Genomic DNA, 14,065 nt, shown 5'->3' with positions numbered 1-14,065 from the left:
CGAGTTTTTTATATTAAAGAGAAGATATTAAATATCTTGTAATACTTTTTCAACACTCGCTTTGGCATCACCAAACAGCATATAAGTATTTTCTTTGAAGAATAATGGGTTTTGCACGCCAGCATAACCAGTATTCATTGAACGTTTAGATACAATAACGGTTTTAGCCTTCCATACTTCAAGCACTGGCATACCAGCAATTGGACTATTAGGATCTTCTTCTGCAGCTGGGTTAACGGTATCATTTGCTCCAATGACCCAAACAACATCTGTATCAGGGAAATCATCGTTGATTTCATCCATTTCAAGTACGATATCATAAGGTACTTTGGCTTCAGCTAATAATACGTTCATATGACCAGGTAAACGACCTGCAACAGGGTGGATACCAAAACGAACCTCAATATCCATCGCTTTAAGTTTTTCAGTAATATTGCTAACGGCACCTTGTGCTTGAGCTACTGCCATACCATAACCCGGAACGATGATAACTGAACGAGCTTCTTTAAGTACTTGAGCCACTTCAGCTGGTTGAATTTCGCGATATTCACCTTGTTCTTCATCACTACTGCTTGATGTTGACGTTTCATTACCGAAACCACCCGCAATAACACTGATAAATGAACGATTCATTGCTTTACACATGATATAAGACAGAATCGCACCAGATGAACCGACTAATGCCCCAGTTACAATCAATAGATCATTACTTAACATAAAGCCTGCTGCTGCTGCTGCCCAACCTGAATAGGAGTTTAGCATTGAGATAACAACTGGCATATCAGCACCACCGATAGAGGCGACTAAATGAATACCAAAAGCAAAGGCGATCAAGGTCATAATCAACAAGCACATGAAGGCTATAAAACCAGACTCAAGATGAACAAAAGCAAACATTAGAAGAACAGATACAATAATTGCAGCTAAGTTTAAGTAATGTTTGTTAGGTAATGATAATGCTTTTGAACTAATACGCCCATTAAGTTTACCAAATGCGATAACTGAACCTGAGAAAGTAACAGCACCGATAAAGACACCGATAAAAATTTCAACTAAGTGTACAGTAAGTTCACCACCAGTAAATAATGCGATATGTGGATCTAAAAAGCTGTTAAAGCCAACAAGTACTGCGGCCATACCAACGAAGCTATGTAATAATGCAACTAACTCTGGCATTTGAGTCATTTCGACTTTCTTTGCAAGATAGAGTCCAATTACCGCACCAAGTACCATTGCAATGATTACCCAGTGATATCCATCAGTAATACTTGATATGGTTGCTACAAGTGCAATAACCATCCCAATGACACCATAGATATTTCCAGAGCGGGCAGTTTCTTGTTTTGATAATCCCTGTAAACTAAAAATAAACAGTAGCGCAGCAATAACATAAGCAGCTTGAATAATTCCGTGCATGTTTATTCTCCTTTTCCTTTTTTGCCTTTGTTATTGTTGTCACCGCGTTGGAACATTTTAAGCATACGATGAGTAACAAAGAATCCGCCAAAAATATTGATGCTAGCGATTAATATAGCTACAAAGGCGATAAATGTAATAACGCCATCACCGCTACCAAGTTGTAAAATTGCACCAACGAGTATAATTCCCGATATCGCATTAGTTACAGACATTAAAGGGGTATGTAATGAATGACTAACATTCCACACGACGTAATAACCAACCACACAAGATAATGCAAATACAATAAAATGTGAGAGGAAACTTGCCGGTACAACATAAGCTAATGCAAAAAATACGACTAAAATTGCAGCCAGAATACCATACTTCACTTCAGGCTTCATTGGTTTTGGTTCTGGTTTAGCAACGGGTTTAGTCACAGGTTTTTGTTGTTGAGCCGATACTTTAATTGGTGGGGCAGGCCAGGTGATCTCTTGATCTTTAACCACTGTAACACCACGAATTACAACATCTTCAAAATTAACATTAATATTACCGTCTTTCTCTTTAGAGAGAAGTTTCAGTAAGTTAACAATATTAGTACCATATAACTGAGATGCTTGAGCTGGCATTCTATTTGCTAAATCTGTGTAACCAATAATTTTAACTTTATTCTCAGTTTCATAGACTTCACCAGGTCGAGTTAGCTCACAGTTACCACCAGTAATTGCCGCTAAGTCAACGATCACACTGCCTGGTTTCATTGATTCAACCATCTCTTTTGAGATTAGTTTTGGTGCAGGTTTACCTGGAATTAATGCTGTTGTAATAATGATATCAACATCTTTAGCTTGAGCGGCAAACAGAGCCATTTCAGCTTCAATAAATGCAGCAGACATCTGTTTAGCATAACCATCGCCTGAACCAGCTTCTTCTTCAAAATCTAATTCTAAGAATTCTGCACCCATACTCTGAATTTGCTCAGCAACTTCAGGACGAGTATCAAATGCACGAACAATAGCACCAAGGCTTACAGCTGCACCGATTGCAGCAAGGCCAGCAACGCCTGCGCCAATAATTAAAATTTTAGCTGGCGGTACTTTACCCGCAGCAGTTACTTGACCCGTAAAGAATCGACCAAACTGATTAGCAGCTTCAATAACTGAGCGATAACCAGAAATATTCGACATTGAACTTAATGCATCAAGTGATTGTGCACGTGAAATACGAGGAACACAATCCATTGCCATCACAGTCACGTTTTTAGCCGCTAATTTTGCTAATAGTTCCTGATGTTGAGCTGGGTAAATATAGCTGATTAATGTTGCACCGGGTTTAATCAGTTCGATTTCTTCATCGAGAGGGGCATGAAGTTTTAATATCAAATCATTTTGCCAGATATCGTGGGTATTTTGAATTGAAGCACCAGCATCGATAAATGCTTGATCTGAGAAGTTAGCGACTTGGCCTGCACCTTCTTCTACCGAAACCGTAAAGCCTAATTTTAGCAGTTGCCCCACTGTTTGTGGCGTTGCTGCTAAGCGACCTTCGTTCGGTAACCTTTCCTTTGGGATACCTATATGCATTGTTATAAGTCCTTATGTTTTAGTTATTACAATATTCGTTGTTATGATTTTGTTGAGCCAATATGTTGTAGATTAAATCTACCATGTAAGGTAGGTAAAATCCATTTATCAATACAACAATCTTGCTATTATGATATAACTTGGATAATTAACCAATAGTTATAAATAACAATTATTCAGCGGGTTCCAGCATAAATTTCTCTGCATCATCAACCATATGTTGTACACCGACAAAAAATGGTGTTCTTTGATGCAATTTTGTTGGTGTAATATCAAGTATACGCTGATAGCCATCACTGGCTTTACCACCGGCTTGTTCAGCTAATAATGCAATTGGATTTGCTTCATAGAGTAAGCGAAGCTTACCATTAGGATACTGTGCGGTATTGGGATAAATGTAGATACCACCCTTTAATAAGTTTCGATGAAAGTCTGATACCAACGAACCAATATAACGTGAAGTATATGGTCTATTGGTCGTTTTATCTTCTTCTTGGCAGTATTTTATATATTTTTTAACCCCAGCTGGGAACTTTGAGTAATAGCCTTCATTAATCGAATAGATATTCCCTGATTGTGGGAAATGAACATTTTCGTGAGATAGGCAAAATACACCAATAGATGGATCATAGGTAAAGGCATTAACACCACAACCGGTGGTATACACTAGCATCGTTGATGAACCATAAATAATATAGCCAGCTGCGACTTGTTTATGACCTGGTTGTAAAAAATCATCTTCAGTAATTGGCGTACCAATTGGGGTAATCCGATGATATATAGAAAATATGGTACCGACTGAGACATTTACATCAATATTGGATGAACCATCTAATGGATCCATTAATACTACATATTTACCATGAGTCGATTTTTCCTTGCCGAAAATAACTAAATTATCCTCTTCTTCAGAGGCAATACCGGCAACGACACCACGGGCTTCAAGAGCAGCTTTTAAAGCATCATTGGCAAAAGCATCAAGTTTCATCTGCTGTTCACCTTGAATATTTGACAAACCACTTTCACCAAGAATATCAATTAAACCTGCTTTATTGATATCACGATTAATGATTTTTGCGCCCAGTTTGATTGCAGATAGTAATGCTGTTAATTCACCAGTAGCATGAGGAAATTCATGCTGCTTTTCGATAATAAACTCACCTAATGTTTTCATATAAAGAGACCCTGATATTAGAGTATTAGCAAAAATGAACTATAAATATACGTGAGTTAAAAATAGAAATCGACTATAATTAACAAAGGGTTAGTTAGTTTTTTTAGTAAAAAAAGATCCAAGGAGTTTAAATGAACAATATTGATTTAGAGCAACTTATAAATGATACCTTACAAATTCAGTTATATAAGGATTTTGCTCCTAATGGATTACAAGTTGAGGGTAAAAAAACAGTCAGGAAGATTGTGACAGGCGTAACCGCGTGTCAACTGCTATTAGATGAAGCGGTTAGACTCAATGCTGATGCTATTTTGGTTCACCATGGCTATTTTTGGAATAATGAACCTGTGACGATAACAGGGATAAAATATAAAAGGTTAAAGACACTATTAACACATAATATTAATTTGTATGGTTATCACTTACCTTTAGATGGTCATGCTGAATTAGGTAATAATGTACTGTTGGCAGATAAATTGGGTATTGTCGTTGACGAACGTAAAGATATTACTGATTTACTATTTAAAGGCTCATTCTCGCAATCAATTAGCCCTCTACAACTAAAATCTCGAATTGAAATGACATTAAATCATTCGGTATTATTCTGTGGTGATAATGCACCGAACGTTATTAAACGTGTTGCTTGGTGTAGTGGTGGCGGACAGGACTATATTGAAGAGGCTGCATTATTGGGATTTGATGCTTTTATCACGGGAGAAGTCTCTGAGCGTACGATCCATATTGCTCGTGAATATGGCATTAATTTTTATGCAGCAGGGCATCATGCAACAGAACGCTATGGTATTGAGGCTTTAGGTCAGTGGTTAGCTCAATATCATAATCTTGATGTAACATTTGTGGATATCGATAATCCCGCTTAATATGTCATGTTAACTGTTTTTTATACTATAATCATATATTACATTAAAAAAATAACGAAGAATTAAATATATTATAAAAAAGGGCTAAGTTAGCCCTTATCTAAAAAGATTTAGTTATTGATTGGAAGTGAACAGATAACAATTAAATTCTGCCTTTCTCGATCATCGAGGTCAGTGGTTTCCCAGCGTTTAGGACTATGGTCTATATTAATTAGTTTACCTTTGCCAAAATAGCTCTCATAGTTCTCAACTAATCCTTTTGCATATTCTCGGAGATCACAATTGACGTACTCTTGACTGACTACCGAACGATATGGCGTTTTATTTTTACTTTCATATTGTAAAAATTGTTCTGAACCAAAATTAGTCACACGAGTATAAGTGCGAATTAAGTGATTATAAGGATGTAATTTAACTGAACTCTTATCTATAAATGTATAACTGGTGTAGTTACCGATATTCGATTTTTCGATTGGTAAATATTGAGCGGGTACTTGACTATCGGATAATCCTACATTAGTTGTTGGTGGAGTATCGGTATCCAAACTAAAAACAGAGTATGAACATACTAATAATGATAATCCACTAATAAAATGAGTAATATAATGTCTTTTTTTCATACTACATATCCTCACTATTTTGCGTATTACTCTTCGTGAGTTCTTGTACCGTCGTTATATCATGGTTATTTTGTTGTTCGGGATTAGGGGTATTAATGCTATCATTTTTTTCAATTTCAGCTATGCGTTTATCATTGGCTAATTTATCAATATCAGCCATATCTGGACGCATAGTATAAAGCAATGGTTTATCAATATCACCTTGTAATGAACAGACTAAATGGATTTGGTTTTCATTAATCGGCTCAAGATAAAGTGATTTTTCGATGGTAAATAAACGTGGTACAACCCCATCAATGACATAAGGGTTTTGTCGCCAGCCAACGTTTTTTTGCTGTCGGTCATATAGCTGTGTATTTGTTACATAGCTGGTAATATTATATTTCTGCCAAGAGAGTTGATTTAGTGACTGTTTCACATCATCAATCGAACCATTGATAATAAAGCCCCAGTAGTAATATTTCCCTAAATATGACGTCTCAATATAAATATTTTGGTAACCAATAATAGTTAGACCTCTATATTCAATAGGTTGCATAAAATAGTGTGTATTACCTTCATTTGAAGCGATATCTTTGACGGGAATATAAGCGATCTGCTCTTTGAGCACTAAATCGGTAATATCCTCAAAATCACTGGCATTATTTTTGAGTTGATAAAAAAAACCACTATCACAGTTAGTAAAAGCATCAATAACACTTTGTATATTTCGATTAGCTAGTGCTGGGTATGAAATTAAAATTACACTTCCTAGCAATAAAATTGTTTTAATTATGAATCTTCCTTTCATCTATTCATCCATTATAAGATTTAAGTGTTGTTACACGATTTAATTGTACTTATATCCGAGCATTTTGTGCGGATTGGTATTACTTTTTTATTATAATAAAATAATACTGTAAGGAAATATAAGTGTCAATTTCAGTGCGACAAAGCTTTCATACGAAAGGTATTGACTCTGTTTATGATAATTTTTTTACAAGCTCACAAAAAGAAGCAGGTCACCACCAGTAAAAGTGATTGAAATATTATTGTCGATCGCTTTATTACGTAAACTAGTAAATCCACCTAATTGTAAACTTTGATTTGTTAATGGGTATAGAAAACCGGTCAATGTTAATTCATGTACTTCTGTTAATGGAATCAATGAGATAGTTTTATTTTTTACATTAGTAAGTGTGGTTTCTTTTTGCAGAAAGAAAAAGTAGCAATAATTATCATAAAAGGTGAGCTGATATTGATGATAATACTGTTTAGCAACCGATAAATTGCCTAGGAAATGATCGGTTGCATGGCCCGTTGCACCGTAAATATCAAAAGCTTGAATCCCTTTACTAACTAAAAAGAGTAATGCTTTTTCAAAATCAGTTTTACTCTGATCTGGAGTATGAATAATTTCAATATTCTCTGCAATTGGCTGTTTATGTAAACTATCGAGATCGCCAATAATAAAATGAGGGGTAATATCTGTTTGTAATAAATAGCTATGATAAGCCCCATCAGTACAGGCAATATAATCATATTGTGTTAGCGATTGAGGAAAATGTGTTGGCGGTTCGCCATTGACAAACAGTAACGCTTTTTTCATTATTTATCCTTTATAATTGCTGATAACAGATTAAGTATCATCAAAATGAAATGTTATATGCCATAATAATTGCATCTTCTCTGCCATGTTTGGCTGGATAATAATTCTTACGAATGGTAATTTCATTAAAACCTAAGTTATGGTATAAGTTGATAGCCGAGATGTTTGACTCCCTGACTTCTAACCAGAGGATTTTAATATTTTTGGTGGTTAATTCTTGCAATAAATTTTCTAAAAGTAAGGTAGCAAGTCCCTGTTTACGATACATTGGTGCAATCGCAACGTTAAATAAAGTCGCTTCATCTAAGACTGTTTGGCAAATGAGAAATCCAGCTAGCTGATTATTCAAGACAACTTTTTTATTGATATAACGTTCACCTTGATTAGAACGAAAAGTTTGCTCACTCCACGGTATTAAATGGCTTAACTTTTCAACCGCGTAGGCATCATCGAAATCAAGTTCAGTTAGGGTGGAAATAGTTTTCATATTGGCAAAGCATATTCCATAATTGACGTTTTAAAGTAGCGGATAGCGCTAATTGTGTGAGACTAACAGTTTTAATTATAGCCTTATTATTTAACTCAGAAGATTCTGACCAACTATCAGGTAGAGATTGATCGATAAACCAAATAACGCGATCCAGTTGTTCAATCGGCATGATTAATTGGTTTGGCGATAAAATAAGACAATCATCAGTTGTTAGATGTATTGCTTTTAAGATATCAGTAAAAATTTTATCACTTGGCGCTGCTCGTGTAACAATAATTAGTCGGATATTTTCGGCAATATTTATCGAAGCCTCACCTTTCATAGCAGTCGGCTTACGTAATATATATTGGGTTATACCAAGTTGATTAAGGTACCAATCTGGGTTATTCATAGGGTTTTATTAGTGATTCGTAAAAGTTAATTGTATAATCTATCCAAATTTTTATAAAGATCTTTATTTGAGGTTAAATTTAATGTCGGCATTTACACCAGCAAGCCAAATTTTAGAACGTCATGAATCGCTTTTTTCTGGAAAAAATCTATTAGTGGCGGGCGATTTTCATGATACTTATGTTTTACAACTCGATACTGCAGTAACTAAAATACACTGTGTCTTATTTCATCTCTATTTACAGCTACAATCACGTCAGCAAAATGAGATAATTGAGTTTTCAGCACAGCCAACAGCGGCTTGCTATCAAAATACTGATACACTAATTTACTATTGGCCAAAGAATAAGTCTGAAGCTCAATTTCAACTTGCTTGTTTATTAAATAACTTAGCAAAAGGTACTGACATTTTTATTGTTGGTGAAAATCGAAGCGGTGTAAAAAGTGCTGAAACCTTATTAAGTCCATTTGGTTCTATACAAAAAATCGATACAGCTAGACGTTGTAGTTTATACCATTTCTCTGCTGAGAGTCGAATTGCATTTAACTTTGAAGAGTGGTGGTCACAATATTATCTTCAGTTTGATCACGATATGCTGGCAATTCACGCCTTACCGGGGGTATTTAGCCAAAAAACATTAGATGCAGGCAGTGATTTATTATTGAATACTCTGGAAGAAAATGCTGCTCTGGTTCGTGGTCGAGTTTTGGATATTGGCTGTGGTAGTGGGGTCTTATCCGCTTTTATGGCTAAACTCAATCCTAGTATTGAATTGATGAGTTCTGATGTGAGTGCGACTGCGTTGGCATCCACTGAAAAAACACTACAATCTAATGGTATTAAGGCAAAGGTCGTTGCGAGTGATGTTTTTTCTAATATTGATGGACGGTTTGAATTAATTGTTTCCAATCCTCCATTTCATGATGGTAAAGAGACTGATTATTCTGCAGTAGATGCGTTAATTAAACAAAGTAAATCCCACTCAACGATTAATGGTAAATTATGTATCGTTGCTAACTCATTTTTACCTTATCATCAGCTACTAGTCCAACAGTTTAAACGCGTTGATGTCATTGGACAGACAACTAAATTTAAGGTGTATTTAGCGAGTATGTAGTGATTGAAAAGTCTTATTGATTATCATGCTAAAAATAGCAATATGAATTAAACTACTTTTATTGTAAAAGTGGTTATGATTAAGCATTGAGAAATAATTAGTTATAATATATCAAAAAATATTCTATACTTAGAAAACTGACTTACTATTAATTATTTAATATCCTCATTATGAGTAATAAATCGTCACAGAATCCCGCTATTGATAAAGCAACACGTATTTTCCATTTTATTGCTAATCATGAAGGTGCAACCTATAGCCAAATATTTCAGGGGTTATCTTTACCGCAAAGTTCAACGTCTGCTTTGCTTAATAGCTTAGTGACTAATGGGCTATTGCGACAAAATGATGGAAAGTATTATCTTGGGTTAGTTTTATATGAATTTGGTAATAAGGCAATTGAACAATTTAATATCCGAGAACTAGCTACCGCACCGCTAACTTACTTAAGGGATAAAACTAATTTAGCTTGTCACTTAGGTATTTTAGATGGTCGTTCAGCGATTTATCTTGCTAAACTTGAAAGTCCTAATGCTATTACGATCAAAAGCTGGTTAGGTAAACGTTTGTCATTACATGCATCGGGCTTAGGTAAAATATTACTTGCTTGGTTACCGGAACAAGAAATAGATCAACTCTTGCCCGATGAGCAGCTTCCTCAATATACCCAAAATACCATTATAACGCGAACTGATTTTAAGGCTGAATTAAAAACAGTGCGTGAAAGGGGGTGGGCTTTTGATAATGAAGAAGATCTTGAAGGAATAACCTGTATTGCTGTTCCGGTCTTTGATCATCATGGTAAGGTTGTTGCTGCAATTAGTACATCAGGCGTTAGATTTCAAATGCCTGATGATAAAATTGATACTTTTGCTAAATATGCAACAGAAGCTGCCAATATGTTATCTAGTTCTATTTCTAAATAGCCTGATCTAATTAGCCTAATTTGTCATAATTTGTGCCCAATCAATCGTAAAGAGAGGATTGGGCTCTGCAATCTTTTCTCTATAAAATTTTTATCAATTTCCTTACTCACAAAATATTTCACTTAAATATTTCACTAAAGCGATCTCAACTAAAGCTTTTCATGATCTTCCTCACAAAAATGATGAATAAAATAACTTATTTGTTGTCTGGCTGATTTATAAACCTTACAACCCGTCCTTATATAGACATTGGTGTCAGTATACTGGTGTTTGATGATTTTTATAATTATAATGAGGATAGTATATGTCGATTCACCAATCTTTTGATAATCCAGTATTAAATAGTGCCATTAAAAAAACGTAGCGGCGTTTAATGCCATTTATGTTTATTATGTATTTTGTTGCATTTATTGATCGCGTTAATGTCGGTTTTGCTAAAGAAGCATTTGCTCGAGATATTGCCTTAAGTAATGAAGCTTATGCTCTTGGTGCTGGGATCTTTTTTGCCTCTTATGCTCTATGTGGCGTGCCAGCTAATTTAATGATGAATAAACTTGGTGCTAAACGTTGGTTAGGGGCCACAACCGTATTATGGGGTGCATTATCGGCATTAACGGGATTTGTCGAAAATGAGACTCAATTTATTATCTTACGTTTTGTGTTCGGAATGGTGGAAGCCTGTTTTTATCCAGGAATATTATTGTTAGCATCAATTTTCTTTCCTAATAAAATTCGTGGTGCCGCTATCGCTATTTTTGTATTAGGAGTACCGCTAGCATTAACACTCGGTTCACCAATTTCGGGAGCATTACTTGAACTTCATGGTTTATTCGGGAAACCAGGTTGGTTTTGGATGTTTGTTTTAGAAGGTATTCCTGCCGTTTTACTTGGTTTGGTCTGTTTCTGTTATCTTGATGATAAACCATCTGAAGCGCGTTTCTTGACTCAAGAAGAACGTGATGCATTAACAGCACAGTTAGCATCAGAACAAAAAACAGTAGCAACCAGTAAAGTTTCTGATGCGTTAACGAATATTAAGGTCTGGCATTTAGCACTAATTTACGGAACAATTCAAATTGGTGTATATGGTCTGATTTTCTTTTTACCATCACAAGTTGCTACATTAATGGGAACATCAGTTGGTTTTAAAGCTTCATTAGTATCAGCTATTCCGTGGGCTGCGGCAGCTATTGGTGTTTATTATTTACCTCGTTATGCAGATAGATATTCGACTAAACGCGTTAGAATCTCAATGTTATGTATGATTGCAGCGGCTATTGGTCTAGTTGTTTCTGCTTATGCCGGTCCTGTTATTGCCATTATTGCACTCTGTTTTTGTGCGACAGGTTTTCTTGCTATTCAACCCATATTTTGGACTTTCCTTCCGCAGTTATTATTAGGTAGTGCATTAGCAGCTGGAATCGGCTTTATTACCACCATTGGTGCAGTTTGTAGCTTCCTTGCTCGGATGATTCGCGTTTATGCTGATAACCATTTAAGAATTTTTATTCCGGAAGCAGGTCTCGTTGTACTTGTACTATTTACGTTATTGTGTGCTTGGTTAATTGTTCTTTTAGGTAAAACATATAATAAATAATTGGAAGTGATAAGCTGTATCAATATTACTTCTTGCTACCAAATATATTAATAGGATCAATGTCATGAAAAAAATATTATTAATTAACGAAGCAGATAACTTAATGGTTGCGCTTAAAGATCTACAAAAGGGTGAGACAGTTACTTGGAATAATGAAACGTATACGCTAGCAACGGATGTGCCAGCTAAGCATAAATTTGTTATGCAAGATACTAAAATCGGTGATGTGTTATATCTTTATGGTCTGCCTGTTGCGAAAGTGACGGTTGCAATACCAAAGGGAGGGATTATTACGACTCAAAATGTAAAACATTATACCGCTGAAGTTAATCTTAATACCTCTGATTATCATTGGCAGCGTCCTGATGTCACAAAATGGCAGTCTCGAACATTCAACGGTGTGGTTCGTGCTGATGGACGCGTAGGGACTGCAAATTACTGGTTAATTATTCCGCTTGTATTTTGCCAAAATAGAAATGTCCTAAAATTACAAGAGGCGCTTGCTAAACCATTGGGATATAACTTATCACAATATGATGAAATTACTAAAAATTTACTTGGCTGCCATTCTGCAAATACCTCTCAAGTTACACAACGACCATTTCCCAATATCGATGGTATTCGTGCATTAACCGTCAATAGCGGATGTGGTGGGACGGCTAATGATGCTCAGTCATTATGTAAAATCTTAGCTGCGTATGCTGATCATCCTAATGTTGCGGGGATCACTGTATTTGCATTGGGTTGTGAAAAATCACAAGTAAATATCTTTGATGATGAGTTAAAAGCACGTAATCCTCATTTCGATAAACCTTATCTATTTTTCCGTCAGCAAGAGTGGAAAAACGAAGATGAGATGATGACTGAAGCGATTAAACAGACATTTGAACATTTGAAATCGGTAAATGAAGTTAAACGAAAACCAGTACCATTATCAAAATTAAAACTAGGCGTTAAATGTGGAGGTTCTGATGGATTCTCTGGTATTTCAGCTAATCCAACTATGGGAATTGTCTCTGATATTGTGGTCAGTTTAGGTGGTGGATCGGCTTTAGCTGAGTTTCCTGAACTATGTGGCGCCGAAGGTGATATGGTGGCACGCTGTATTTCTCCAAAAGATAAAGTCCATTTCTTAGAATTAATGAAACAATATGAAGAACAAGCGAAGCTGTGTAATGCCTCAATTGCAGATAATCCAAGCCCAGGTAATATTAAAGATGGTTTAATTACCGATGCGATTAAATCTCTTGGTGCAGCCAAAAAAGGTGGGCATGCGCCGATTTCTGCTGTGTGTGATTATGGTGATCCAATGCCAGATAGTGGATTATCATTAGTCTGTACACCAGGTAATGATGTTGAAGCCGTGACAGGGCAGGTTGCTACTGGAGCAAATGTTGTGATTTTTTCAACAGGACTTGGAACGCCAACGGGGAATCCGATTGTTCCAGTATTAAAAATAGCGACTAATTCCATTGTTGCAGAGAAGTTGAGTAGTATCATTGATTTCGACTGTGGGCCCGTTATTGATGGTAAGCCATTAGAAAGTGTTGCTGAAGATCTTTTAGAATTAGTTATAAAGACAGCTAGTCATGATTATATTGTTAAAGCGGATCAACTTGAACAGTATGATTTTATTTTCTGGAAGCGTGAAGTTTCATTATAATAAGTTAGCTTATCTTAACATATCGGTTATTCTTAATTTAACAGTTTAGATGAGAGTAACCGTCGTTAGATAATATACTTACATTACGTCACAATGATTTACGCGTTATTCATGATAATGGGCACCGCGTAACTCTTATCAGCTAACAAAAGTAGGTTGCTACTTTATAAACAGTGGTCAAAGTTGCTGATTTTAATGATGTATTAAAATATCTTACCTAATTAATATCATTAGATTTAGATCATAGAGTTTAAATAATATATTTTGCTGTTTTACGTCTAATAATTCCTCCTATTTTATCTATTACAATATAGCCCAAAAAGAACTAAAATATTTAGATATTTCAATATACTAAGTAACGATAATCCGATTAATGTTAGTCACCTTTTTTATTATAAATACAGCGATTAAAGTGGTAAATTTAAGCAATCGTTATATTCTTTTGTAATTATTATAATTTAAGGTTGACATAAACCTATTTAAAAGGTATAAATTGCCCGCCTTTTAGAAATTTACTAATTTTAATAGCAAAGCTAGGGTTGGTAGATTAAAGATGATAAGGGTAATTTGAGGTCAATTTATACAGGAGCTATATGGATACTCAATCGGGTCCCCCCACATACTGTATGGGGAT

General features: G+C 35.4%; 13 protein-coding genes. 5 read left to right on the top strand and 8 right to left on the bottom strand.

Annotated elements, in window-relative coordinates:
* Positions 1-27: 27 nt before the first annotated feature.
* The 3 genes from pntB to fbp form a co-directional block, all read right to left on the bottom strand.
* Positions 28-1,422 carry a Re/Si-specific NAD(P)(+) transhydrogenase subunit beta gene (gene pntB, locus RHO11_04000; GenBank protein WVD62846.1) on the bottom strand — a complete coding sequence of 465 codons (1,395 nt, stop codon included), beginning with the start codon at positions 1,420-1,422 and terminating at the stop codon, positions 28-30.
* Entirely contained in the window at positions 1,419-2,984 is a 1,566-nt protein-coding gene (pntA, locus tag RHO11_03995; protein ID WVD62298.1) for a Re/Si-specific NAD(P)(+) transhydrogenase subunit alpha, read from the bottom strand. The genes pntB and pntA overlap by 4 nt, the downstream gene beginning before the upstream one ends.
* 172 nt (positions 2,985-3,156) lie before the next feature.
* Positions 3,157-4,158: a class 1 fructose-bisphosphatase gene (gene fbp / locus RHO11_03990; GenBank protein ID WVD62297.1), complete on the bottom strand. Its 1,002-nt coding sequence runs from the start codon at positions 4,156-4,158 to the stop codon at positions 3,157-3,159.
* Positions 4,159-4,289: 131 nt separating this feature from the next.
* Here fbp and RHO11_03985 point away from each other — a divergent pair, with 131 nt between their 5' ends.
* Complete coding sequence (locus tag RHO11_03985) at positions 4,290-5,039, top strand: Nif3-like dinuclear metal center hexameric protein (protein WVD62296.1); 750 nt, start codon at positions 4,290-4,292, stop codon at positions 5,037-5,039.
* A gap of 110 nt (positions 5,040-5,149) precedes the next feature.
* On the opposite strand, the gene RHO11_03980 is transcribed toward RHO11_03985, so the two are convergent.
* From RHO11_03980 to RHO11_03960, 5 genes are all read right to left on the bottom strand, one after another.
* Positions 5,150-5,659, bottom strand: coding sequence for a surface-adhesin E family protein (locus RHO11_03980; GenBank protein WVD62295.1), 510 nt, complete (start codon positions 5,657-5,659; stop codon positions 5,150-5,152).
* Position 5,660: 1 nt separating this feature from the next.
* Positions 5,661-6,449, bottom strand: coding sequence for a hypothetical protein (locus RHO11_03975; GenBank protein WVD62294.1), 789 nt, complete (start codon positions 6,447-6,449; stop codon positions 5,661-5,663).
* A gap of 186 nt (positions 6,450-6,635) precedes the next feature.
* Positions 6,636-7,247: a thiamine diphosphokinase gene (locus RHO11_03970; GenBank protein ID WVD62293.1), complete on the bottom strand. Its 612-nt coding sequence runs from the start codon at positions 7,245-7,247 to the stop codon at positions 6,636-6,638.
* A gap of 40 nt (positions 7,248-7,287) precedes the next feature.
* On the bottom strand, positions 7,288-7,734 hold the full coding sequence (gene rimI / locus RHO11_03965; protein ID WVD62292.1) for a ribosomal protein S18-alanine N-acetyltransferase: 447 nt from the start codon (positions 7,732-7,734) through the stop codon (positions 7,288-7,290).
* The gene (locus tag RHO11_03960; GenBank protein WVD62291.1) at positions 7,709-8,128 is read right to left on the bottom strand and encodes a DNA polymerase III subunit psi; all 420 of its coding nucleotides are present in this window, start codon (positions 8,126-8,128) and stop codon (positions 7,709-7,711) included. Before RHO11_03960 ends, rimI begins: the two co-directional genes overlap by 26 nt.
* 82 nt (positions 8,129-8,210) lie before the next feature.
* On the opposite strand from RHO11_03960, the gene rsmC reads away from it, so the two are divergent.
* The 4 genes from rsmC to RHO11_03940 all read left to right on the top strand — a co-directional run bounded on the left by rsmC (position 8,211) and on the right by RHO11_03940 (position 13,431).
* A complete protein-coding gene (gene rsmC, locus RHO11_03955; protein ID WVD62290.1) occupies positions 8,211-9,245 on the top strand; it encodes a 16S rRNA (guanine(1207)-N(2))-methyltransferase RsmC in 1,035 nt (344 codons plus the stop codon).
* A gap of 170 nt (positions 9,246-9,415) precedes the next feature.
* Positions 9,416-10,171, top strand: a complete 756-nt coding sequence (locus tag RHO11_03950; protein ID WVD62289.1) for an IclR family transcriptional regulator — start codon at positions 9,416-9,418, stop codon at positions 10,169-10,171.
* Positions 10,172-10,544: 373 nt separating this feature from the next.
* The gene (locus RHO11_03945) at positions 10,545-11,768 is read left to right on the top strand and encodes an MFS transporter (GenBank protein WVD62288.1); all 1,224 of its coding nucleotides are present in this window, start codon (positions 10,545-10,547) and stop codon (positions 11,766-11,768) included.
* A 64-nt stretch (positions 11,769-11,832) separates the two neighbouring features.
* A complete protein-coding gene (locus RHO11_03940) occupies positions 11,833-13,431 on the top strand; it encodes an altronate dehydratase (GenBank protein WVD62287.1) in 1,599 nt (532 codons plus the stop codon).
* Positions 13,432-14,065 lie beyond the last annotated feature (634 nt).

Source organism: Orbaceae bacterium BiB (assembly GCA_036251205.1).
Taxonomy (GTDB): domain Bacteria; phylum Pseudomonadota; class Gammaproteobacteria; order Enterobacterales; family Orbaceae; genus Orbus; species Orbus mooreae.
This window is presented reverse-complemented; position numbering and strand designations above follow the sequence as displayed.

What these genes read in the sequence shown, in the direction of transcription:
- pntA (WVD62298.1), bottom strand. Translation starts at nt 2,984, where the DNA reads ATGCATATAGGTATCCCAAAGGAAAGGTTACCGAACGAAGGTCGCTTA.
- fbp (WVD62297.1), bottom strand. Translation starts at nt 4,158, where the DNA reads ATGAAAACATTAGGTGAGTTTATTATCGAAAAGCAGCATGAATTTCCT.
- RHO11_03985 (WVD62296.1), top strand. Translation starts at nt 4,290, where the DNA reads ATGAACAATATTGATTTAGAGCAACTTATAAATGATACCTTACAAATT.
- RHO11_03980 (WVD62295.1), bottom strand. Translation starts at nt 5,659, where the DNA reads ATGAAAAAAAGACATTATATTACTCATTTTATTAGTGGATTATCATTA.
- RHO11_03975 (WVD62294.1), bottom strand. Translation starts at nt 6,449, where the DNA reads ATGAAAGGAAGATTCATAATTAAAACAATTTTATTGCTAGGAAGTGTA.
- RHO11_03970 (WVD62293.1), bottom strand. Translation starts at nt 7,247, where the DNA reads ATGAAAAAAGCGTTACTGTTTGTCAATGGCGAACCGCCAACACATTTT.
- rimI (WVD62292.1), bottom strand. Translation starts at nt 7,734, where the DNA reads ATGAAAACTATTTCCACCCTAACTGAACTTGATTTCGATGATGCCTAC.
- RHO11_03960 (WVD62291.1), bottom strand. Translation starts at nt 8,128, where the DNA reads ATGAATAACCCAGATTGGTACCTTAATCAACTTGGTATAACCCAATAT.
- rsmC (WVD62290.1), top strand. Translation starts at nt 8,211, where the DNA reads ATGTCGGCATTTACACCAGCAAGCCAAATTTTAGAACGTCATGAATCG.
- RHO11_03950 (WVD62289.1), top strand. Translation starts at nt 9,416, where the DNA reads ATGAGTAATAAATCGTCACAGAATCCCGCTATTGATAAAGCAACACGT.
- RHO11_03945 (WVD62288.1), top strand. Translation starts at nt 10,545, where the DNA reads ATGCCATTTATGTTTATTATGTATTTTGTTGCATTTATTGATCGCGTT.
- RHO11_03940 (WVD62287.1), top strand. Translation starts at nt 11,833, where the DNA reads ATGAAAAAAATATTATTAATTAACGAAGCAGATAACTTAATGGTTGCG.